Annotated in this window: 16 protein-coding genes and 2 tRNA genes; 15 read left to right on the plus strand and 3 right to left on the minus strand. The window is 57.8% G+C overall.

Annotated features, from left to right (window positions below; all coding sequences use genetic code 11):
- The first annotated feature begins 40 nt into the window (after positions 1–40).
- From FGL86_RS10065 to FGL86_RS10085, 5 genes are all read left to right on the plus strand, one after another.
- Complete coding sequence (locus FGL86_RS10065) at positions 41–562, plus strand: fasciclin domain-containing protein (RefSeq protein WP_222433737.1); 522 nt, start codon at positions 41–43, stop codon at positions 560–562.
- 153 nt (positions 563–715) lie between these two features.
- Entirely contained in the window at positions 716–1,549 is an 834-nt protein-coding gene (locus FGL86_RS10070; RefSeq protein WP_147184440.1) for a fructosamine kinase family protein, read from the plus strand.
- A 329-nt stretch (positions 1,550–1,878) separates the two neighbouring features.
- Complete coding sequence (locus FGL86_RS10075; RefSeq protein WP_246131589.1) at positions 1,879–3,180, plus strand: efflux RND transporter periplasmic adaptor subunit; 1,302 nt, start codon at positions 1,879–1,881, stop codon at positions 3,178–3,180.
- Positions 3,177–6,389 (plus strand): efflux RND transporter permease subunit, encoded by a 3,213-nt coding sequence (locus tag FGL86_RS10080; protein WP_147184441.1) that lies wholly within the window; start codon positions 3,177–3,179, stop codon positions 6,387–6,389. Before FGL86_RS10075 ends, FGL86_RS10080 begins: the two co-directional genes overlap by 4 nt.
- Positions 6,390–6,589: 200 nt before the next feature.
- On the plus strand, positions 6,590–7,624 hold the full coding sequence (locus tag FGL86_RS10085) for a succinylglutamate desuccinylase/aspartoacylase family protein (protein ID WP_147184442.1): 1,035 nt from the start codon (positions 6,590–6,592) through the stop codon (positions 7,622–7,624).
- Here FGL86_RS10085 and dusA read toward each other — a convergent pair.
- Positions 7,621–8,652, minus strand: coding sequence for a tRNA dihydrouridine(20/20a) synthase DusA (gene dusA, locus FGL86_RS10090; protein WP_147184443.1), 1,032 nt, complete (start codon positions 8,650–8,652; stop codon positions 7,621–7,623). The genes FGL86_RS10085 and dusA overlap by 4 nt on opposite strands.
- A 206-nt stretch (positions 8,653–8,858) precedes the next feature.
- Between dusA and FGL86_RS10095 the strand changes: the two genes are divergently transcribed.
- Positions 8,859–9,377: a hypothetical protein gene (locus FGL86_RS10095; protein ID WP_147184444.1), complete on the plus strand. Its 519-nt coding sequence runs from the start codon at positions 8,859–8,861 to the stop codon at positions 9,375–9,377.
- A gap of 80 nt (positions 9,378–9,457) precedes the next feature.
- On the opposite strand, the gene FGL86_RS10100 is transcribed toward FGL86_RS10095, so the two are convergent.
- A complete protein-coding gene (locus FGL86_RS10100) occupies positions 9,458–10,198 on the minus strand; it encodes an SDR family NAD(P)-dependent oxidoreductase (protein WP_147184445.1) in 741 nt (246 codons plus the stop codon).
- A 162-nt stretch (positions 10,199–10,360) separates the two neighbouring features.
- Here FGL86_RS10100 and gltX point away from each other — a divergent pair, with 162 nt between their 5' ends.
- The 3 genes from gltX to FGL86_RS10115 all read left to right on the plus strand — a co-directional run bounded on the left by gltX (position 10,361) and on the right by FGL86_RS10115 (position 12,102).
- The gene (gltX, locus tag FGL86_RS10105) at positions 10,361–11,842 is read left to right on the plus strand and encodes a glutamate--tRNA ligase (protein WP_147184446.1); all 1,482 of its coding nucleotides are present in this window, start codon (positions 10,361–10,363) and stop codon (positions 11,840–11,842) included.
- Positions 11,843–11,912: 70 nt separating this feature from the next.
- Positions 11,913–11,988, plus strand: a tRNA-Ala gene (locus tag FGL86_RS10110).
- Positions 11,989–12,026: 38 nt separating this feature from the next.
- Positions 12,027–12,102 (plus strand) — tRNA-Glu (locus FGL86_RS10115).
- A gap of 700 nt (positions 12,103–12,802) precedes the next feature.
- On the opposite strand, the gene gltA is transcribed toward FGL86_RS10115, so the two are convergent.
- Complete coding sequence (gltA, locus tag FGL86_RS10120; RefSeq protein WP_147184447.1) at positions 12,803–14,089, minus strand: citrate synthase; 1,287 nt, start codon at positions 14,087–14,089, stop codon at positions 12,803–12,805.
- Positions 14,090–14,489: 400 nt separating this feature from the next.
- Between gltA and sdhC the strand changes: the two genes are divergently transcribed.
- The 6 genes from sdhC to odhB all read left to right on the plus strand — a co-directional run bounded on the left by sdhC (position 14,490) and on the right by odhB (position 22,580).
- Entirely contained in the window at positions 14,490–14,867 is a 378-nt protein-coding gene (gene sdhC, locus FGL86_RS10125; RefSeq protein WP_147184448.1) for a succinate dehydrogenase, cytochrome b556 subunit, read from the plus strand.
- Positions 14,861–15,208: a succinate dehydrogenase, hydrophobic membrane anchor protein gene (gene sdhD / locus FGL86_RS10130; protein ID WP_147184449.1), complete on the plus strand. Its 348-nt coding sequence runs from the start codon at positions 14,861–14,863 to the stop codon at positions 15,206–15,208. Before sdhC ends, sdhD begins: the two co-directional genes overlap by 7 nt.
- Positions 15,209–15,211: 3 nt before the next feature.
- The gene (gene sdhA, locus FGL86_RS10135) at positions 15,212–16,984 is read left to right on the plus strand and encodes a succinate dehydrogenase flavoprotein subunit (protein WP_147184450.1); all 1,773 of its coding nucleotides are present in this window, start codon (positions 15,212–15,214) and stop codon (positions 16,982–16,984) included.
- Between the two features lie 25 nt (positions 16,985–17,009).
- Positions 17,010–17,720, plus strand: coding sequence for a succinate dehydrogenase iron-sulfur subunit (locus FGL86_RS10140; RefSeq protein ID WP_147184451.1), 711 nt, complete (start codon positions 17,010–17,012; stop codon positions 17,718–17,720).
- A 259-nt stretch (positions 17,721–17,979) separates the two neighbouring features.
- Positions 17,980–20,814, plus strand: coding sequence for a 2-oxoglutarate dehydrogenase E1 component (locus FGL86_RS10145; protein ID WP_147184452.1), 2,835 nt, complete (start codon positions 17,980–17,982; stop codon positions 20,812–20,814).
- Between the two features lie 80 nt (positions 20,815–20,894).
- On the plus strand, positions 20,895–22,580 hold the full coding sequence (gene odhB / locus FGL86_RS10150; protein WP_147184453.1) for a 2-oxoglutarate dehydrogenase complex dihydrolipoyllysine-residue succinyltransferase: 1,686 nt from the start codon (positions 20,895–20,897) through the stop codon (positions 22,578–22,580).
- Positions 22,581–22,620: the final 40 nt, after the last annotated feature.

Consider the following 22,620-nt stretch of genomic DNA (forward strand, 5'->3'; position numbering starts at 1 on the left):
GTTCGTGCATCAAGTGCTACAAAATCAGGAGTGTTTGAGCATGTCTTATTTTACCAGCATGGCACCCAGATGGGTGAGCGCAGGCTTGATTGGCCTGATGCTGACAGCCGGTGTGGCATACGGCCAAGAGGATGAGAGCGATATGCAAGGCGGCAAGGATATTGTCGAAACCGCCAAGGAGGCCGGCCAATTCGAAACCCTCGTGAGCGCCATCGAGGCTGCGGATCTCGTCGATACCTTGAAAGGCGAAGGACCTTTTACCGTGTTCGCCCCCACGGACGAAGCCTTTTCTGTCTTGCCGGACGGTGCGGTAGATGACTTGTTGAGGCCCGAGAACAAGGAAAAGCTGCAAGCGGTGCTGACCTATCATGTGGTGCCGGAAAAGCTCATGGCGGAAGACATCATGGCGCAGGATTCCGCCGCCACGGTACAAGGTCAGGATCTGGAGCTTTCCACCGACGGTCATGAAGTGATGGTCAATGACGCTACGGTTATCAAGGGCAATATCGAAGCCAGCAACGGCATCATCCATGTCATCGATGGTGTGCTGATGCCTGAATGATCGTTGAACAATCTTCACTCATCTTTGTCACCGCCTCGCTCCGAGGCGGTATCCATGTCGGGGCGAATTCAGAATGCCTTGGATATCCTCATGGCCAGGTATAGGGCATAAGTCACATGGAAATAAAACACTGAAGTAAAGGAGAGCATCGTCATGGAGGCGACACTTTCGGCCAGATTGGAAGAAGTTGGGCTAATGCCGCTAGGTAAACTCGAGTCGTTGAAAGGCGGTAATATGGCCGCGGTCTATCGTCTCGACACCGACCAAGGGGCGGTAATCATCAAGCATGACGATCAAGCGCGCCTGAGTGCAGAAGCAGAAGGACTCGAGGCGCTGCGCGAGGCCTGCGATTGTTTGATCGTTCCGCGCGTACTGAGTTCGGGAAACGGCTGGCTGATAATGGAAGCGCTGGATTCCGTGGGCGCCAGTGACACTGGCTGGCGTACTCTGGGAAAAGGTCTGCGGGAGTTGCATCGACCCCGGCAGACCGCCCACGGCTGGCCGCGAGACAACTACTGCGGCGCTACCCCTCAACGAAACGCCCCCTTGTCGGACGGCCGATGCTTCCAGCAGGAGCGGCGCCTGCAGGCCCTGGCGGATGCCTGTCTCGAGCGAGGTCTGATGAAGAGCGACCTGCATAAGCGCATCAGCACGGTGGCAGAAGGGCTCAAACAATGGTTGCCGGATATCACGCCAAGTCTGATCCACGGCGATCTCTGGTCCGGTAATTTGCTCTTTACCTCTCGCGGTCCCGCGCTGATCGATCCGGCGGTATATCACCATTATCCGGAAGTGGATCTGGCCATGCTGACGCTGTTCGGCTCGCCGCCCCAAATCTTCTTCGATGCCTATTGGGAAGGCGCCTGGCCGAAGGACTGGTCGCGTCGCGAAGTTCTGTTTCAGCTCTATCCTCTGCTCAATCATCTATTGCTGTTCGGCGAAAGCTATCGTTCCGCGGTGGAAAACCGAGTGGATTCGCTGCTGTGAATCTTGCAAGGGAATTAGCGGCCACCAATAAGGAAGTCGAACAGATTGGCTAGACAGAAAATAATTAACATGCAAACATGCGCGGTTGCATATCATTTCCATCTACCGCTGAGCTATCTAGTATGCTGCTCATGCTGCGACAAGGGTATTATTTTGTTATTTGATGCAGCCGCTACGAACTAGGATGCAATTTTCTAAGGTCTCCTGATCCGTACAAGCCTAGAAGATTCGCGACTTCAAGCGCTACATTTTAAGTGCGGCATGGATGAAACGATTCGTATGTTAGAGCTTGAAACTGACTCGACTCGACACTGACAAGGAACCACCGAATGGGCACGACGATGCGTCATCGACACTGGGCTGCAATGGCCGTGATCGCTTTTCTCATATTGCTGGCAGGCTGTGGTTCGGATGACGACGATGAACAGAAACAGTCCGACCAGGATAGTCAGCCTCCTGCCAAGCAGGCTCAGGTCATGGAGATGAGCAAACGCAATATTGATCTGGACAAGTCCTATTCCGCCAAGCTGCGCAGCGACCGTCAAGTCGTGGTCATCGCGCGAGTCTCGGGGCTACTTGAGAAACGTAATTTCGAGCCGGGAGACATGGTGGAAGAAGGCAAGAGTCTGTACACCATCGAACCGGTTATTTATCAGGCGACTGTCAATCAACGCAAGGCGGATGTAGAAAGCGCCAAGGCCAAGGAAAATCGTGCTCAACAGGATGCGGCACGCTTTCAAAGCCTGTTGAAGCAGAACTCCGTCAGTCGGCAGCAGTACGATCAGGCCATGGCGGAACTGCAAGTGGCCAAGGCCAACGTCGCCCAGGCGCAAGCAGCGCTGGAAAGCGCGCAGGTCGACCTGGATTACACGGATGTCGAGGCGCCGGTATCCGGCATGATCAGCCTGAGCGACGTCAACGTCGGCAACGTAGTCGACACAGGCACTGAGCTTGTCACCATTACACCTATGAATCCCATCGAGGTTCGCTTTCAGCTTCCTCAGCAGGAAGCTTTTGATTTACGCCGCCAGCGCCGCCAGCAGCAGGACAGTATTACCGCGACCTTGCAGTTTCCGGATTTACAGGGAGACGATACGCCTCCGCTTGAGGGCAAGCTCGATTTTCTCGGCTCGCGAGTCGACCAGGACACCAGCACGGTACAGGCCCGAGCGATTTTCGAGAATCCGGACAAGATGTTCCTGCCCGGACAGTTCGTGCGCGTGAAGCTTCAGGGTATGCAGCGTTTCGATGTGCTGGCCGTGCCGGAAATCGCCGTGACTCAGGGCTTGATGGGGCCTCAGGTTTTCGTGCTCGATGATGAGAACAAGGCGCGTGCTCGCACGGTGACGCTAGGGGAGCAGGTAGGGCCGCTGCAGATCATCACCGATGGGCTCGAGCCCGGCGACCGGGTTATCGTCAGCGATCCGGGCGGTCTTGAGGCCGGCACGCCCATCGATGCACAGCCTTATTCCGGTGATCCCGGGACGCTTTCGGCGCAAGAGGGACAGCAAGGCCAGAACGATGCCCAGCAAGAGGAAGCCGGGGAGGGGGACGATAGACAGGCCTCCTCCAACGAGGATAACGCGACGTCATCCCAGGTTAGCGCCAAGGAACAGGACGACGACGCATGAATTTCTCTGATTTCTTCATCAAGCGCCCGATCTTTGCCACGGTCCTCTCGACCATCATCGTGGTGATCGGGGCGCTGGCGATGCGCGCCTTGCCGATCCAGCAGTATCCCAGCGTCGTGCCTCCAACAGTGTCGGTTCAGGCGACTTTTCCTGGCGCCAATGCGGAAACCGTGTCCCAGACCGTGGCGGCCCCCTTGGCGGAAGCGATCAACGGGGTCGAGAACATGCTCTACATGACCTCGACCAGTTCCGACAACGGCATCATGAGCATGAGTATCGCTTTCGAAATTGGCTCTGATGGCGACATCAATACCATCAATGTCAATAATCGGGTGCAGTCGGCGCTGTCCCAGTTGCCCGAGGCGGTTCAAGCGCAAGGTGTCAACGTCGAGTTGCGATCGAGCAGCATCCTTTTACTGGTAGCGCTGCGTTCTCCTGATGGTGAATACAGCAAGACCTACATGCAGAACTATGCGGTTCTCAACATTCTCGATGAGCTTCGTCAGATCCCCGGGGTGGGCAATGCGGAAGCCCTGGGTGGAAGCCAGTTCGCCATGCGTATCTGGCTCGATCCGGACAAGCTTGCTCAGTACGATCTGACTCCGACGGAAGTCGCGAGCGCGATAAGAGCGCAGAATATCGAGGTACCGGCAGGCAGCCTCGCTGCGGAGCCCCAGACCGATCCGCGTGCCTTTACCTATACCATTTCCGCCGGTGGGCGCCTGTCCAACGCCGACGAGTTCCGCAACATCTATTTACGCACCAATCCAGACGGTTCATCGCTGTACCTGAAGGATGTGGCACGTGTTGAGCTAGGTGCCTCCTCCTATGCGGTGAATGCCAAGCTCAATGGCGCGACAATGGCACCGATTATCATCAACCAGCAGCCTGAGGCCAACGCGCTGGAGACCGCCGCAAGGGTCAGGGACAGCATGGAGCAGCTCGCCGATCGCTTTCCCGCAGGGCTCGAGTACGTGGTGCCCTATGACACCACCTTGTTTATCGATGCGTCGATCACCACTGTCGCTGAAACATTCATTGAAGCCTTCATCATTGTCGCGGTCATCGTTTTCCTGTTCCTGCAGAACTGGCGCTCGACCATCATCGCCATGACCGTGGTGCCGGTATCGGTACTGGGAGCATTCGCCGGGCTCTACATCCTGGGTTTTTCGATCAATCTGCTGTCGCTGTTCGCGATGATTCTGGCCATCGGCATCGTGGTGGATGACGCCATCCTGGTGGTGGAAAATGTCGAGCGCTTGCTCGAGGATGAGGAAGACATCTCGATAGTCGGCGCAGTCAGCGAGGGTATGCGTGAGGTAGGCGGTCCGATTATCGCTACCGGCTTCATCATGGCCGCGGTATTCGTGCCGGTGGCGTTTCTCGGCGGTTTCACCGGTCAGATCTATCAGCAGTTCGCGCTGACCATCGCTATTTCCGTGGCCATTTCCGCGGTGGTGGCGCTGACCTTTACGCCGGCGCTGGCGGCAATTTTTCTCAAACATAAGAAAAGCCAAGAGGAAGAATCCAAGCTGATGCGCGCGGTGCACGCGCCGGGTCGTTGGTTCAACAAGGGCTTCGACTGGGTTACCCGGGGCTATATGGCCGTCGTGCGCGCTCTGGTCAAACTCTGGGTGCTGGCATTGGTGCTGACCGTCACGGTGGTGGCGTTCTCCTTCTGGCTTTATGGCAGCACACCATCGAGCCTGGTGCCGGAAGAGGATCAGGGGATTGCACTGGCTTCCTTCAGTCTGCCGGATGCTGCTTCAGTGGCGCGGACTACGGACTACGTGGACGCTGTTGGTAAAGAGATCGAAAAGATCCCCGGCGTTGACTTTGTTTCAGCGATTGCCGGTTATGATCTGCTGACAAGTTCAGTCAATACCGCGCGCGGCACCATGTTCGTCAGCATGGAGCCTTGGGGAAGCCGAGACCTGACCGCCACCGACATCATTGCACGCATTAACGAGATCGGTGCACAGACCCGGGGAGGCACGGTACGCGCCTTCAACTTGCCGCCAATTCCAGGCCTGTCCACGACCGGCGGCTTCACCGGCTACCTGCAGTCTCTGGAAGGCGCCAGCCCTAACGAGATGGGTGAGGCGGCCAACAGGATCATGCAGGCAGCCAACAAGCGCGAAGAGTTGGCGCAGGTGTTCACCACCTTCAATCCCAACGTGCCCTCCTATCGTGCCGAGATCGATCAACAGAAGGCGCTGAGTTACGGGGTGCCGATCGAGGCGATCAACAGTACCCTTTCGAATACCCTAGGCAATGGTTTCGTCAATTACTTCTCCTACCAGAACCGTAATTTTCAGGTGTTTCTGCAGAACGAGGCCGAATATCGTCGTTCCAAGGATGACTTGAGCAACATCTTCGTGCGCGGCAGCAGCGGCGAGCGTATTCCGCTGGCGGAGTTCGTCACCTTGGAGCGTATCACCGCGCCAGCGGTGGCGACTCGCTACAGCGTGTATTCCGCTGCCCAGTTCCAGGGCGGGCCGGCGCCGGGCTACAGCTCCGGACAAGCCATTGCCGCCATGGAAGAAGTGGTCGACGAAACCCTGGGAGACGGCTGGGCCATGGGCTGGACCGGCACCGCTTATCAGGAGATCAATACCGGTAACGCCGCGTCCATCGCCATCGTCTTTGGTCTGCTGATGGTGTTCCTGATCCTGGCAGCTCAGTACGAAAGCTGGGCGCTGCCACTGGCGGTGTTGACCGCGGTGCCTTTCGCCTTCCTGGGCGCCATCGGCGGGGTTGCGCTGCGTGGATTGAACGTCGGAGTCTACGTGGAAGTCGGCATGCTGGTAGTGGTCGGGCTGGCGGCGAAGAACGCCATTCTGATCGTCGAATTCGCCGAACTGCAGCGCAAGGAGCAGGGCATGTCGATTAGTGAGGCGGCCGTCCATGCCGCCGAGCAGCGCTTTCGTCCCATCGTCATGACCTCCCTGGCGTTCATCTTCGGAACTCTGCCACTGGCGCTGGCCAGCGGAGCGAGTAGCGGCAGCAGTCACGAAATCGGCACTACCGTGGCGGTGGGCATGTTGTCGGTGGCAATACTGGCAAGCTTCTTCGTGCCTTCGTTCTACGCGATGATCGCCAGATTCTCCGATTGGCTGGCACGCAAGCGCGGCAAGGGCAAGGATCAGCAAGACGAAAACGAGGATAGCCAGAACGACCTGGATCGGGCGCCTCAATCGTCCAACTGAGTGAAACCTGAAAGATCAATAAACCGCTTCTCTGAGTGTTTCAGGGCAGCGGTTTTTTATGCGCTGGCGACGGCTGTTTAGCCACTTACAGGCTCTTTTCACTCGTCATCAAACTGGAACAGGCGTATAAAGAAACACTGTTTCTTTCATTGCCGATTGTTGTTTCGGCCCGATTCTTCCGGTAACCATGAGTAGCTTTTATGGCTCGCGCTCCTTTCGAACTTGCCGGCGTCGAGATTGCCCCCGGTACCCGAATGCAGGTCGATGTGCCTGTCGCCAAACTGTATACCCACGCGCCTCTGCATATTCCCGTCGAGGTGGTCCATGGCCGCAGCGACGGACCGATATTGCTGGTATGCAGCGCCATTCACGGCGACGAGATAAACGGCGCCGAGATCGTTCGCCGCCTGCTGCGTTCTTCCATGCTCCGGGCGATACGCGGCACGCTGATCGCCGTGCCTATCGTCAATGTGTTCGGCTTCGTGCAGCACAGCCGCTATCTGCCGGACCGTCGGGATCTCAACCGCTGCTTTCCCGGCAGTGAAAAGGGCTCCCTGGGATCGCGGGTCGCGGCGCTGTTTCGCGAGCAGATCGTCGATCAGGCGACGCATATCATCGATCTGCATACCGGGGCGGTACACCGCACCAACCTGCCGCAGATACGCGCCCAGCTTGCGGAGGGCAGCCAGACCGATACCATGGCCGCCGCCTTCGGCGCCCCGGTGATCATCGATGCGGAACTGCGCGAAGGAAGTCTGCGCCATTATGCCCAGAATCGGGGCATTCCCGTCTTGACCTACGAGGCCGGGGAGGCGCTTCGCTTCGATGAATGGGCGATTGTCACCGGCGTGCGCGGCGTGCGTCGAGTGATGCGCTCTCTCGGCATGCTGAGCGAAAAACGCCTGCGCAGTAAACCTCGCGCGTCGGAGATCGCCAATGGTTCCAGTTGGGTGCGTGCGCCGGGAGACGGCATTTTTCGCCCTCAGGTGCGCCTTGGCGCGCGAGTGACCAAGGGCGATCTCTTGGGAGTGGTGGCGGACCCTTTCGGCAACGTGGAAAACCAGATGCGGGCGGACGCGGACGGTATCGTGATCGGCATGAGCAGGATGCCCCTGGTCAACGAGGGCGAGGCGCTGTTTCACGTGGCGCGTTTCGATGCCATCGAGGAGGCGGAAAGCGCTGTGGAAAACCTGCATCCGTACTTTGACCCGGAATTGAATGGGGGCGATGCTTAAGCCGTCTGTGGGGCGCGTTGCTCGTCGATTTCCGGTTCGGCCACCTGGGCCAGCGCTTCGTCGAATACCTCAAGCCCCGCGCCGTCGCGATGGGCGTTTTCCGCTAGGTAACGACGAAAGCGTCGGCCACCGGGGCAACCCTGGAAAAGTCCCAGCACATGGCGAATGATATGGTTGAGCCTGGCGCCTTCCTCCAGGCGCCGAGCGATATAAGGCCGCAACGCTTTCGCAGCGTCACGTCGGCTTATGGCGGGGTCCGGCTGACCGTATAACGCGCTGTCTACCCGGGCCAATAGCCAGGGGTTCTGATAGGCGGCGCGGCCGATCATCACGCTATCGACATGAGCGAGATGCTCACGGCAATCCTTTAAGCCGAGCAGCCCGCCGTTGAGGCCGATGTGCAGTGTTGGTCGGCTTTGCTTGAGCCGGTAGACCCGCGAGTAGTCGAGAGGCGGCACGTCGCGATTCTGCTTGGGAGAGAGTCCCTGCAACCAGGCCTTGCGCGCGTGCAGGATAAAGACCTCGCACCCCGCGTCCGCGACGCTGCCGATGAAGCGCTCCAGATCCGCATCCGCGTCCTGATCGTCGATGCCGATGCGGCACTTGACCGTCACCGGAATCGAGACTGCATCGTGCATGGCGCGAACCGCCGCTGCCACCTTGTCCGGATACGCCATCAGGCAGGCGCCGATCAGATTGTTCTGCACCCGATCGCTGGGACAGCCGACGTTCAGATTGACTTCGTCATAGCCCCACTGTTCGGCAATAGCCGCGCACTCGGCGAGCTCCCCCGGATCGCTGCCCCCCAGCTGTAGCGCCAAGGGATGTTCGATTTCGTCGTAACCGAGAAACCGCGAGCGTGGGCTGCCGTGCAGGATCGCTCCGGTCGTTACCATCTCTGTGTAGAGAAGCGCTTGACGGGTCAAGGTGCGAGCGAATGCCCGGAAGTCTCGAGTCGTCCAATCCATCATCGGGGCGATGGAAAAAGTACGATCCAAGGAAGTCGGGGTCAGGGGAGTGATCGGCATGGGCGGAGTCATTGCAGCGGGGCTATGAAGGACAGTCATGACATCGAACGAAAACGTGACGAGGATTATGCCACAGGAAAGCTATTCTCGCAGTTATGGCGTCATAAACAGGGCATATTTGTCAGTATTGGCGACCATTCAGTTATGCTGATGGTATGGACAATTTTCGGGGAGCGATGATGCGAAGAATGTGGTTGGCTAGGTCGATGAGTCTGGTGCTTGCATGCTTGTTGGCGCTTGTCGGCTGCGGCGGGGATGACGAGGCCGCAGCGCCAGAGAATGGTGTATCCATCTCGTCGTCTTCCGATACGCAGGTCGAGATCGTCTCGAGTGAGCCTTCCAGCGCGGCGCTCCCCGTCGAGATGAACGTCGTCATGAAGGAAAGCCCACGACGGCGGCTCATGGTGCTGGGGGAAGTCAATCTGCCGGACCAGACCCGCCTGCGAGTCCGCTTGGTGCGGGATGCCAGCAATGTGAGCTGGCGTGTCATGACAACCGTTGCCGCCGGCGCTTTTGAGGCGGGTCCTTTGGGGCCCAGCAGTGGCCTGGTAGCGGGTGCCTATACCCTGCATGTCTCCATGCCGCCGGCGGACGTGCAGCCTCAGGAAGTAAAGGCGGTTATTGGTGAGAAGGGGAGGTTTCTCGAAGGGCCCTACGTGGAGAACTCTCCACATGGTTTGGGGCGTATCGTCAAATACGCCACGACCTATGAGGTTTTACGCTGACGAATCGGATCGGCAGGGTCTCGACAGATCTGGACTTCATCACCGTCTGGTTTCGGAAAAATCCGGTGTTATAGAAACCATCACCAAGGGATCGACTTGCCCTCCCAGTCCCAGAAGCTGCCGGTGTCCTGGGGCGTACGCTGTTCCATGACATCCAGCAGGCGTTCGGCGACAAAGGCCGGGGTGAACAGCTTGCCTTCGGGAACGCGGCCTTGAAAGGGCGCCGAGAGAGCGGTGTCCGTGGTGCCCGGGTGCAGGCAAAGTACCGTGGCTTGATTATTCAGACGCCGCAGTTCGATGGCAGCGGTTCTCAGCAGCATGTTGTGAGCGGCCTTGCTGGCACGGTAGGCATACCAGCCGCCCAGGCGGTTATCCTCGATGGAACCGACTCGAGCGGACAGGCTGGCGAAAATAGTCGGATGGTCGCCTTTCAGGCAGGGAAGCAGCGCCTTGAGCAGTAGCGCCGCGGTGGCCGCGTTGATATGAAAGACCCGAGCCAGGGCGTCCGGATCGAGATCTTCCAGACGTTTTTCCGGCGCCAGGTTATCAGCGTCCGCATGCAGGATGCCGATGGCGTTGAAAATCAGATGCACCGGCTCGCCGTTCAGGTGTTCCGTCAGGCGTTGCAAGTCCTGCGACTGGGTCAGGTCAAGCTTCAGCGTTTCCAGTCGTGCATCCTGACGATTCATATTCTGGCGGCTGACGGCGATGACGCGCCCGGGGCGTTCGCTGTCCAGAAGCGCGTCGAGCACGGCGGAACCGATGCCGCCGGAGGCGCCGGTAACCAAGGCGGTGAAGTCGTCTGGAAGTCGTGAAAGCATGGGTCATCGTCTCCTCGATGAGGCCTGAGCGTATCCGTGATTCGGTAATGCCGGAAGTGAATGCGTATAATGCCGGCATCGCACAGGCATTTCCCAGGGGGCACGTCTGTTTTTCCCCTGTTTTCCTTGTTTCTTGTGACTTCGTCAATGGATCGAAACGTTATGACCGTACGTACTCGTATCGCCCCATCACCCACCGGCGACCCGCACGTGGGCACCGCCTATATCGCGCTGTTCAATCTGTGCTTCGCCCGGGCACAGGGTGGACAGTTCGTGCTGAGAATCGAGGATACAGATCGCGCCCGCTCCACCGACGAGTCCGAACGCATGATCCTGGACTCCTTGCGTTGGCTGGGGCTCGATTGGGACGAGGGGCCGGACGTGGGCGGGCCCTTCGGTCCTTACCGGCAGAGCGAGCGCGGCGATATCTACGTCCGCCACGCCAGGCAATTGCTGGAGGCGGGTCATGCCTTCAAGTGCTATCGCACCAGCGAGGAACTCGATGTGCTGCGAGAAGCGCGCAAGGCGGAGGGCCTGCAGCTGGCGCTCAAGCCAAGCGACCTGGCCTTGCCGGAAGAGGAAGTGGCAAGGCGCGAGCGGGAAGGCTGGCCCTATGTGGTGCGCATGAAGGTTCCCAGCGACGGGGTCTGCGTGGTGCAGGACATGCTGCGTGGCGCCATCGAGGTGGACTGGGCTCAGGTGGATGCGCAGATTCTGCTCAAGTCCGACGGCATGCCCACCTATCACCTGGCCAATGTCATCGATGACCACCTGATGGAAATCAGCCATGTGATTCGTGGTGAGGAGTGGATCAATTCCGCGCCCAAGCACCAGCTTCTCTATGAGTATTTCGGCTGGGACATGCCGGTGCTATGTCACATGCCGCTGCTGCGCAATCCGGACAGGTCCAAGCTCTCGAAGCGCAAGAATCCGACCTCGATCAATTACTACCGGCGCATGGGCTATCTGCCCCAGGCGGTGACCAACTACCTGGGACGCATGGGCTGGTCGATGCCGGATGAGCGGGAAAAATTCAGCCTCGACGAGATGATGGCGAATTTCGATATCCAGCGGGTGTCCTTGGGAGGCCCGGTATTCGATCTGGCCAAGCTGACCTGGCTGAATGGCGTGTATATTCGTGAGGATCTCGACGACGCTGCTCTACTGGCGGCTTTAAGGGAATGGGCCTTCAACGAAGCCTATGTCAAGCAGATCCTGCCTCAGGTGCGCCCCCGAGTAGATACGTTATCCGAGGTGATGCCGCTGGCGGGGCATTTCTTTGCCGGTCTGCCCGCCATCGATCAGGACAGTTTCACGACCGTGCAGCTCGAGCGGGAGACCCTGGTCAGGCTCCTGCAGTTTCTTGTGTGGCGCCTGGAAGAAGTCTCGAACTGGAACAAGGAATCGCTGCTTGTCGAGGTCAAAGGCCTGGCATCCTATTTCGAATTGAAGATGAAGGATTTTCTGGCGCCTGTCTTTATCGCCGTGAGCGGATCGACAGCGTCGACCTCGGTCATGGACGCCATGGCGATTCTGGGTTCCGACATGACTCGGGCTCGGCTGCGTCATGCCATCGACGTGTTGGGAGGTGTGTCCAAGAAACAGGCGAAACGCTTCGAGAAGGAATATCGTGACATCAAGTGATTTTTCCTGTTGACGAGGACGGGGCGTCTCAGTAATATACGCTCCGTCTTCACGAGACATTCAATGAGACGGGGCCTTAGCTCAGCTGGGAGAGCGCGACACTGGCAGTGTCGAGGTCAGCGGTTCGATCCCGCTAGGCTCCACCAACGTCTTTATTCCCTAGCTCTCGTTTCAAGGCAGATGCGTCCCATTCGTCTAGTGGTCCAGGACACCGCCCTTTCACGGCGGTAACAGGGGTTCGAACCCCCTATGGGACGCCACTTCTATTTTCCCCATGTTCTCTTTTCCTTCCCGTCGAGCTGAACTGACCCACAAAACTATTTCTCTTACAATAGTTATTGTCTTGTATAAATGTCGATCAAAAGACACGCATCGGTTGTCGCTCGGTAAAGGCTTTTGTGCATTCCTGCCTATTTTTTGTTGATGACAGTCAAGCGCTGAAAAAGCTTTTTTATTGGCATTTCGGCTTGACAGAAGCCGATACTTGTCCACTTTCTCGGTAGCGTTGCCGATTGCTGTGCATAACCTCCATATAACCTGCTCAATAAGATTAGTTTTTTACTAAATCAAACAAAAACAAGCAGTTATAGATGTTCAAAAAATGACCAATCTAAGCGTAACCCGCTTGGCGTGGCGCTTGGTGAAAGTTTTCTCAAGGTTTTTAACAGGGTTGTCCACAGAATGTGTGGAAAACATGGCAAAGTCGCAGCAAGGCCCGTAATGCCGTCGATTTACCTGCGTGGCCAGGCTAGGCATTGATGGTAAAGCAGAGGGGTGACAGGAAGATTATTGTACAGCCCCTTTACAGAGAATCGCCGTCAAATTTTGATGTAGAGGATAAGAAGCACCAAAGGCCGCCCGGGGGCAGCCTTTGGTGGGTCCATCACGATTACAGGACGAAGTCGTTGCCGGATACGCTGAGGTCCGAGCCCTGTCCTCTTCAGGTGCTTTCCAGCGGGTTCACTTGCTCGGATAGTCGCGCTTGTCGTAACCCACATAGAGCTGGCGCGGGCGGCCGATGCTGAAGTCGTTGCTGAGCATCTCGTTCCAATGGGAGATCCAGCCGATGGTGCGAGCGACGGCAAAGACCACCGTGAACATGTTGGTGGGAATGCCGATGGCGCTGAGCACGATACCAGAATAGAAGTCCACGTTGGGATAGAGCTTGCGCTCGATGAAGTACTCGTCTTCCAGCGCGATCTGCTCTAGACGCTTGGCGATCTTCAGCCGCGGGTTGTCGGATTGACCGATCTCCGCCAGCACCTCGTCGCAGGTTTCCTTCATCACCTTGGCGCGAGGGTCGAAGTTCTTGTAGACCCGGTGGCCGAAGCCCATCAGGCGGAAAGGATCGTCCTTGTCCTTGGCCTTTTCAATGTAGCGCTGAATGTTTTCCTCGGAATCGTCACCAATTTCATCCAGGGTAGCGAGCACCGCTTCGTTGGCGCCGCCATGAGCAGGTCCCCATAGGGCGGCGATACCGGCACTGATGCAGGCAAAAGGGTTGGCGCCGGTGGAGCCCGCCAGGCGAACCGTCGAGGTTGAAGCATTCTGCTCGTGATCCGCGTGCAGCATGAAGATCCGGTCCATCGCCTCGGCGAATACCGGGTTGACCTTGTAATCCTCACAAGGCGTGCTGAACATCATGTAAAGGAAGTTTTCAGCATAATCCAGGTCGTTGCGCGGATAGTTGAACGGCTGGCCGACGCTGTACTTGTGGCACATGGCTGCTAGTGTCGGCATCTTGGCGATCAGGCGTACCGCGCTGATGCGCCGCTCTTCCGGATCGGTGATATCCAGATTGTCGTGGTAGAAGGCTCCCAGGCCGCCCACCAGGCCACACATGATCGCCATGGGGTGCGCATCGCGGCGGAATCCGCGGAAGAAATTGACGATCTGCTCGTGCACCATGGTGTGCTTGCTGATATTGGTCTTGAAGCTCTCGTACTGGTCGTCATTGGGTAGTTCGCCATACCACAGAGCGTAACAGAGCTCGATGAAGTTGGATTCCTTGGCCAACTGGTCGATGGGGTAGCCCCGATGCAGCAGCACTCCCTGTTCGCCATCGATATAGGTGATGGCGGATTCGCAGGAGGCGGTGGCCTTGAAGCCCGGGTCGTAAGTGAAAATACCCTGATTGGCCAATTCACGCACATCGATGACATCGGGACCAACAGTGCCGGAGTAGATCGGGAGTTCTAGGACCTGGTCAACTCCATCAATGGAGAGTTGCGCTTTCCTGTCAGCCATGGTGGCCTCCTTTGCTATGGATCGGTTCAAACGATAGGTTGCCGTCTCGCTTGGATATGCCTGAGTGGGCGCTCACTATATAAGTGCATCGAAGATTGTCAATTGAACAATTCGCCCATGATGGTGTACAAGAGATAGCTCTACTGATTGATGTTGTAAAGGAATTGTTGCACAGCATCATTCTACGCGCCAATACCGTTCGACCGCTATATCATTTGGTCTATTGGGGCTGACTCGCGTTTGTCATGACCTGGGCAAGTCCTTATAATAGTTAGCGCGCGACTGGCTGGAACAGGGGTTGTACCGATTTGGCAAACGGACAAGCCTTTCCCAAAAACCACCGCCCGCCTGGGCCTGTTTTCATGATCCAGCAGTGGGCCAAGAGAGTGTGTAACAAGCCGTGAATAGCAAACGACCCGTAAATCTCGATCTTTCCACCATACACTTTCCTCTCCCTGCCGTGACGTCGATCGTTCATCGTGTCACCGGCGTACTTCTCTTCATTGGCCTCATTTTCGTTTTCTGGGCGCTGGATGCTTCGCTGTCCTCACCGGAGGGCTTCGATTCGGTTAGAGAAACGCTTGAAGGCAATCTTCTGGCCAAGTTGATCGCCTGGGGGCTTCTATCCGCTCTGGCGTATCATTTCGTGGCAGGAATCAAGCATTTGATCATGGATGCGGACATCGGCGTGACCCTCGAGGGCGGTGTTCGCAAGTCACAGATTACCGTGGTAGTCAGTGCGGTACTGGTGGTTCTGGCAGGAGTCTGGGTATGGTAACCAACGTCACTAACTTCAGTCGCAGCGGCGTCTCCGATTGGCTGATCCAGCGGGTCTCAGCGGTAGTGCTCGCTCTCTATACCCTGTTCATGGTGGGATATCTGCTGCTTCATCCGCATCTCGATTACTTCACTTGGAACGGCTTGTTTTCTCAGCTCTGGATGCGCCTCTTCTCGCTGCTGGCGTTCATTTCCCTGGCGGCGCATGCCTGGGTAGGGATGTGGACGGTCTGCACCGACTATCTGCATGCCACAGGAATACGGGTTGCCGTGCAAGCAGTGATCATTCTCGCGATTTTCGTTTTTCTGGTGTGGGGCATTCAAGTCCTGTGGGGAGCCTGATACATGTCAAAACTAAGAAACATGACATTCGATGCCATCATTATCGGTGGCGGCGGGGCAGGTCTGCGCGCCGGGTTGGAACTGGCCAAGTCCGGCAAGAATACTGCCGTGCTGTCCAAGGTCTTTCCGACTCGCTCCCATACGGTTTCTGCCCAGGGTGGAATCACCTGCGCCATCGCTTCCGCGGATCCCAATGACGACTGGCGCTGGCACATGTACGATACGGTGAAGGGTAGCGACTACATCGCCGACCAGGACGCCTGTGAATACCTGTGCTCCGAGGGCCCCAAGGCGGTATTCGAACTCGAACATATGGGCCTGCCGTTCTCGCGTTTCGATAATGGGCGTATCTACCAGCGTCCTTTCGGCGGCCAGTCGAAGAATTACGGTGAGGGCGGACAGGCGGCGCGTACCTGCGCCGCGGCGGATCGTACCGGCCACGCGCTTTTGCATACGCTTTACCAGAACAACCTGAAGAACAACACGACCTTTCTCAACGAATGGTACGCAGTGGATCTGGTCAAGAATGGCAAGGGCGATGTAGTGGGCTGTATCGCCATGTGCATCGAAACCGGCGAGGTCGTGCATATCAAGTCCAAGGCCACGGTACTCGCGACCGGCGGCGCGGGGCGTATCTTCGCTTCCACCACCAATGCCTTGATCAATACCGGTGACGGTATCGGGATGGCGCTGCGCGCCGGCTTCCCCATGCAGGACATGGAGATGTGGCAGTTCCATCCCACCGGGATCTACGGTGCGGGTACGCTGGTCACCGAAGGCTGTCGTGGTGAAGGCGGCTACCTGATCAACAAGGACGGCGAGCGTTTCATGGAGCGCTATGCGCCTAACGCCAAGGATCTGGCCAGCCGCGATGTGGTGGCTCGCTCCATGGTCATGGAAGTTCTCGAGGGTCGTGGCGGCGGCGAGAAGAACGACCACGTCTTCTTGAAGCTCGACCATCTGGGCGAGGAAGTGCTGGGCAAGCGCCTGCCGGGTATCGTCGAACTTTCCAAGACCTTTGCTCATGTGGACCCGGCCAAGGATCCCATTCCAGTCGTGCCGACCTGTCATTACATGATGGGTGGCATTCCTACCAACGTTCATGGCCAGGCACTGCTCCAAGACGAAAAAGGCAATGACAAGATCATCAACGGCCTGTATGCCTGTGGCGAAGTGGCCTGTGTCTCCGTGCACGGCGCCAATCGCCTGGGCGGCAACTCACTGCTCGATCTGGTGGTATTCGGACGCGCCGCGGGTATGTTCATCGAAGGCGCGCTCAGTGAGGGTATCGATTATCAGGACGCCTCGGAATCCGATATCGAAGCTTCCATGAAGCGCATGACCCGCTGGAACGAATCCGACAGCGGGGAGTCCGTGCCGGAACTCAAGGCCACCCTGCAGGACATCATGCAGAACGACTTCGGCGTCTTCCGTAAGGAAGAGAACATGCAGGACGGCGTCAAGAAGCTCGCCGAACTGCGTGAGCGTATCGCCAACGGCTACCTGGATGATAAGTCCAATACCTTCAATACCGCGCGGGTTGAGGCAATGGAGCTAGACAACCTGATGGAAGTGGCGGAGGCTACCGCCATCTCCGCGCTGGAGCGCAAGGAAAGCCGTGGCGCGCACTCGCGTTATGACTATCCGGATCGTGACGATGTCAACTGGTTGAAGCACTCGCTGTATTTCCCGGCGGAGAAAAAGCTGGGCAAGCGTGACGTCAATTTCTCGCCCAAGACTGTCGATACCTTCGAGCCGAAGATTCGCACCTACTAAAATCCTTACCTATCAGGAGGGCTACATGTCTATGCTTCAGGTATCCGTTTATCGCTACAATCCGGAAACCGATTCTGCGCCCTACATGCAGGATTTCCAGGTGGATACACAGGGTCGGGATTTGATGGTTCTGAATGTCCTGCAGATGATAAAGGAGCAGGATAGCTCCATGTCGTTTCGACGTAGCTGCCGGGAAGGCGTGTGCGGCTCCGACGGCATGAGCATGAATGGCAGGAACGGTCTGGCTTGCGTGACACCGCTTTCCGAGGTGGCGAAAAGCAACAAGCTGGTGCTGCGTCCCTTACCGGGCCTGCCGGTCGTGCGCGATCTGGTAATCGACATGGGCATTTTCTACAAGCAGTACGAGCGCATTCAGCCATACTTGCAGAACGATACAACGCCGCCGGCCATCGAACGTCTTCAGTCTCCGGAAGAGCGCGACAAGCTGGACGGATTGTACGAGTGTATTCTCTGCGCCTGCTGTTCCACGTCCTGTCCGTCGTTCTGGTGGAATCCGGAGAAGTTCGTGGGTCCCGCGGGCTTGCTGCAGGCCTATCGTTTCCTCGCGGATTCCCGGGATACTGCGACTCACGAGCGTCTCTCGGGGCTCGAGGATCCATTCAGCGTGTTTCGTTGCCGTGGCATCATGAACTGCGTTGCGGTGTGCCCCAAGGGGCTCAATCCCACTCGAGCCATCGGCAAGATTCGGGAGATGCTTGTGGCGGATGCGACTTAAATAGCGCGCCGGGTCTTGTTATCATGCGTGTATCAGCAAGGTGTGGCACCGCGTCGCACCATGCTCGGCCTTTAGCCGAAAGCCGGTGCTGACCCACCGGCTTTCGACAGTTATGCCCCAGGCTCCCGGGCGAGGCCGCTCGGTGAGGGAGCTAGCCGGCCATGGTTGATCGCCCTACCGGCAGGGCACTAGCAACGCCGCCTACGGCGATGCCGTATCCGGCGCTAACCACACCCCATCAGTGTAGGGTGACCGAGAGATGCAAGAAGGCACAATGGAGTTGATGTGGCGTACCTCCCCGATGAGCGGAGGCAATGCCCATTACGTGGAAGCGTTATACGAGCAATATCTTGTCGATCCCAATGCGGTTCCCGATGAGTGGCGCAATTACTTCGATCGACTTCCTCATCCGGATGGCAGTCCTGCTCAAGATGTCCCCCTGGGACCTATTCGCGATCAGTTCTATCAGTTCGGCAAGCGTCGACTCAACGGGCACGCCGGTACTGTCGAAACAAGCGGCGAGAACAAGAAGCAGGTCAAGGTCCTGCAGCTTATCAACGCCTACCGCTTCCGAGGCCATCAGCAGGCGGATATCGATCCGCTCAACCTTCGCGCCCGGGTCGAGGTTCCCGATCTCGAGTTATCCTTCCATCAGTTGACCAACGCGGATCTGGACACGCCATTCCAGACCGGCTCGCTGTTTCTGGGCAAGGATGTCGCGCCGCTCAAGGAAATCGTCGAGGTTCTGGAAAAGACTTACTGTCGTTCCATCGGCTGCGAATTCATGCATATCGTCGATACCGAAGAGAAACGCTGGCTGCAGCAGCGTTTCGAATCGGTTCGCTCCAAGCCGAAGTTCAGCAAGGAAGTGCGCAGGCACGTGCTGGAACGCCTGACCGCGGCGGAAGGTCTCGAGAACTATCTGGCTTCCAAGTATCCGGGTACCAAGCGCTTCGGTCTTGAAGGTGGCGAATCCTTCATTCCCATGATGGATGAGGTCATCCAGCGGGCCGGCGGTTATGGTACCAAGGAAGTCGTCATCGGCATGGCCCACCGTGGTCGTCTCAATCTGCTGATCAATATTCTCGGCAAGAGCCCTTCGGAGCTGATCGAGGAGTTCGACGGCAAGAAGGTCAACGAACAGGGCTCCGGCGACGTCAAGTATCACCAGGGCTTCAGTTCGAATGTCATGACTCCCGGCGGCGAGGTCCACCTGGCCCTGGCATTCAACCCGTCGCATCTGGAAATTGTCGCGCCGGTGGTGGAAGGGTCGGTACGCGCGCGTCAGGATCGCCGCGACGACACGGATGGCACCAAGGTGCTGCCGATCAGTATTCATGGTGATGCCTCCATGGCCGGTCAGGGTGTGGTCATGGAAACCCTGCAGATGTCCCAGACTCGTGCCTATCGTACCGGGGGCACGCTGCATGTCGTCATCAACAATCAGGTAGGCTTTACCACCTCCCATCCGCTGGATACGCGCTCCACGGAATACTGCACCGACATCGCCAAGATGATTCAGGCGCCGATCTTTCACGTCAACGGCGATGATCCGGACGCGGTGCTGCATGCCACTCAGGTAGCAGTCGATTATCGCCATCAGTTCAAGCGCGATGTGGTCATCGATCTGGTCTGCTATCGCCGCCGCGGTCACAACGAAGCGGACGAGCCCTCCGGCACCCAGCCGATGATGTACGAGAAGATCAAGAAGCATAAATCCTCGCGAGAAATCTACGCCAGACGCCTGGTGAAGGAGGGCCTGGTTTCCGAGGACGATACCAAGGAGATGATGGAGAAGTATCGGGACGATCTGCAGGCGGGCAACCACGTCGCCAATGCCTTGGTCAAGGAGCCCAATACGTCGCTGTTCGTCAACTGGACGCCCTATCTCGGCCATGAGTGGACCGGCGACGCGGATACCTCCATCGACATGAAGCGCATGCAGCAACTGGCGGCGCGGATGTGCACCATTCCCGATGGTATCCAGGTGCAGCGGCAGGTGGCGAAGATCTACGAGGATCGTCGCAAGATGCAGGCCGGCGGCATGGCGGTCAACTGGGGCTTCGCGGAAACCCTGGCCTATGCCACCCTACTCGATCAAGGCCATGGCGTGCGGATCACCGGTCAGGATGTCGGCCGTGGCACCTTCTCCCACCGCCACGCGGTAGTGCATAACCAGAAAGACGGCAGCACCTACGTTCCCTTGGAGCATATTGCCGAGGATCAGCCGCGCTTCACCATCCACGATTCCTTCCTTTCCGAAGAAGCAGTGCTGGCCTTTGAATACGGCTATGCCACTACCACGCCCAAGGCGCTGGTCATCTGGGAAGCCCAGTTCGGCGATTTCGCCAATGGCGCCCAGGTGGTGATCGACCAGTTCATTTCTTCCGGCGAGTCCAAGTGGGGACGACTGTGCGGTCTAACCATGCTGTTGCCCCATGGCTACGAAGGTCAGGGGCCGGAGCACTCCTCCGCACGGCTCGAGCGCTATCTGCAGCTTTGTGCCGAGCACAACATGCAGGTGTGCGTGCCTACCACGCCGGCGCAGATTTTCCATCTGCTGCGACGTCAGGTGATTCGTCCGCTGCGCAAGCCGCTGATCGTCATGTCGCCCAAAAGCCTTTTACGCCACAAGGAAGCTGTTTCCTCTCTGGAGGAACTGGCCAACGGCAAGTTCCAGATGGTGCTGGCGGATCAGGGCAAGCTCGAGGCCGAGAAGGTCAAGCGCGTGGTGCTGTGCGCCGGCAAGGTCTATTACGATCTGGCGGCCTATCGCGCGGAAAACGAACGCGACGATACCGCCATCGTGCGTATCGAGCAGCTTTACCCGTTTCCCAAAGAAGAATTGTACGAAGCACTCAAGGAGTACACCAACCTGGAGCAAGTGGTGTGGTGTCAAGAGGAGCCACTTAACCAAGGCGCCTGGTATCAGAGTCAGCATCATATGCGCGTGGTGGCGGATATGCTCAAGAATGGCATGGGGCGCGAGCTCAAGTTCGCCGGTCGTCCTGCCTCCGCGGCGCCGGCTGCGGGCTATATGTCCGTACATACCGAGCAGCAGCGCCAACTGGTGAATGACGCCTTCAACGCCTAGGGGGATTGAAGGCAGGTCACGGTGATGCCGTTCATCGGTTGAGCGTTCATTGGACGAGAAATATAGAAAAGGGAAACAATATGTCTACCGAAATCAAAGCGCCGAGTTTTCCAGAGTCCGTCGCGGAAGGCAGTGTGGCGACCTGGCACAAGCAGACCGGCGATAGCGTCGAGCGCGATGAGCTGCTCGTCGAGATCGAGACCGACAAGGTCGTGCTTGAAGTGGTGGCGCCGGAAGCCGGCACCTTGAGCGAAATTCGTGTCGAGGAAGGTGATACGGTTCAATCCGGGCAGGTCTTGGGGCTGCTAGGGGAAGCGGATGAAGCCAGTGACTCCGAGGATGACGAATCCAGCCAGGAACAGGAATCAGCATCCAAGGAAGCCGATGATTCCGATGGCGATGAGGACGCCAAGAAAGATAAAGAATCCAAACCCGCCGAGAAGAGTAAAGATACGAAGGCCTCAGGCAAGCAACACGATGTCAAGGCGCCCTCTTTCCCGGAATCGATCCAGGAAGGCACCGTGTCGAGCTGGCAGAAGCAGGTGGGTGAAGCTGTCAAGCGTGATGAGGTGCTGGCGGAAATCGAGACCGACAAGGTGGTGCTGGAAGTTGTCGCGCCGGCGGACGGCGCCCTGGCGGAAATCAAGGTCGAGGAAGGCGATACCGTGGAGTCCGAGCAGGTACTGGCTGTTTTCGCCGAAGGCGAAGGCGGCGGTGATGCATCGTCTGACAGTGACGACGACGTGTCCTCCCAACAGAGTGAGCAAGACGACGAGCAGGCCGACGACGAGAAAGCGGGCGACCAGATTTTGGCGCCTTCTGCGCGCAAGCTGGTGGCGGAACATGACCTGGATGCCAGCAAGATAAAAGGCACCGGCAAGGGCGGCCGGGTGCTCAAGGAAGACGTGCAAAAAGCCATTGATTCCGGTAGTGCCAAGAAGGGCGCTTCCAAGGCCAAGTCCGATCAAAAGGCTTCCGGCAAGCAGACCGACGCGAAGGCATCGGGTCAGGAAACAAGTTCGACCGTCGCCAAGGCAGCGGAGGCCGCACCGTCTCTGGAAGGCGAGCGTCCGGAAAAGCGCGTGCCAATGAGCCGCCTGCGTCAGACCATCGCCAAGCGTCTGGTTCAGGCGCAGCAGACCGCCGCCATGCTGACCACCTACAACGAGGTGGACATGGGGGCAGTGATGGCGATGCGCAGCCAGTACAAGGATACTTTCCTGAAGACCCACGATATCAAGCTTGGCTTCATGGGTTTCTTCATCAAGGCGGCAAGCGAGGCGCTCAAGCGCTTCCCGGATGTCAACGCCTCCATCGACGGCAACGACATCGTCTATCATGGCTATCAGGATATCGGCGTCGCGGTTTCCACACCCCGAGGCCTGGTCGTGCCGGTGTTGCGCGATACCGAAAGCATGAAGATCGCCGATATCGAAAAAGGCATCGCCGATTTCGGCAAGCGGGCTCGTGATGGGAAGCTGGGTATCGACGAAATGCAGGGTGGTACCTTTACCATCACCAACGGTGGTATCTTCGGTTCACTCATGTCGACCCCGATACTGAATCCGCCGCAAACCGCGATTCTCGGCATGCACAAGATTCAGGAACGGCCCATGGCGATCGATGGCAAGGTAGAAATCCGCCCCATGATGTATCTGGCACTTTCCTATGATCATCGCATGATCGACGGCAAGGACGCGGTGCAGTTTCTCGTTACCCTCAAGGAGCTTCTCGAGGATCCCGCGCGCCTGCTGCTGGACGTGTAGCCCTTTATCGGACGTTCAAGAAGCGATTGCCTCGATCACC

It is taken from the genome of Pistricoccus aurantiacus (assembly GCF_007954585.1).
In the GTDB taxonomy this organism is placed as follows: Bacteria; Pseudomonadota; Gammaproteobacteria; order Pseudomonadales; family Halomonadaceae; genus Pistricoccus; species Pistricoccus aurantiacus.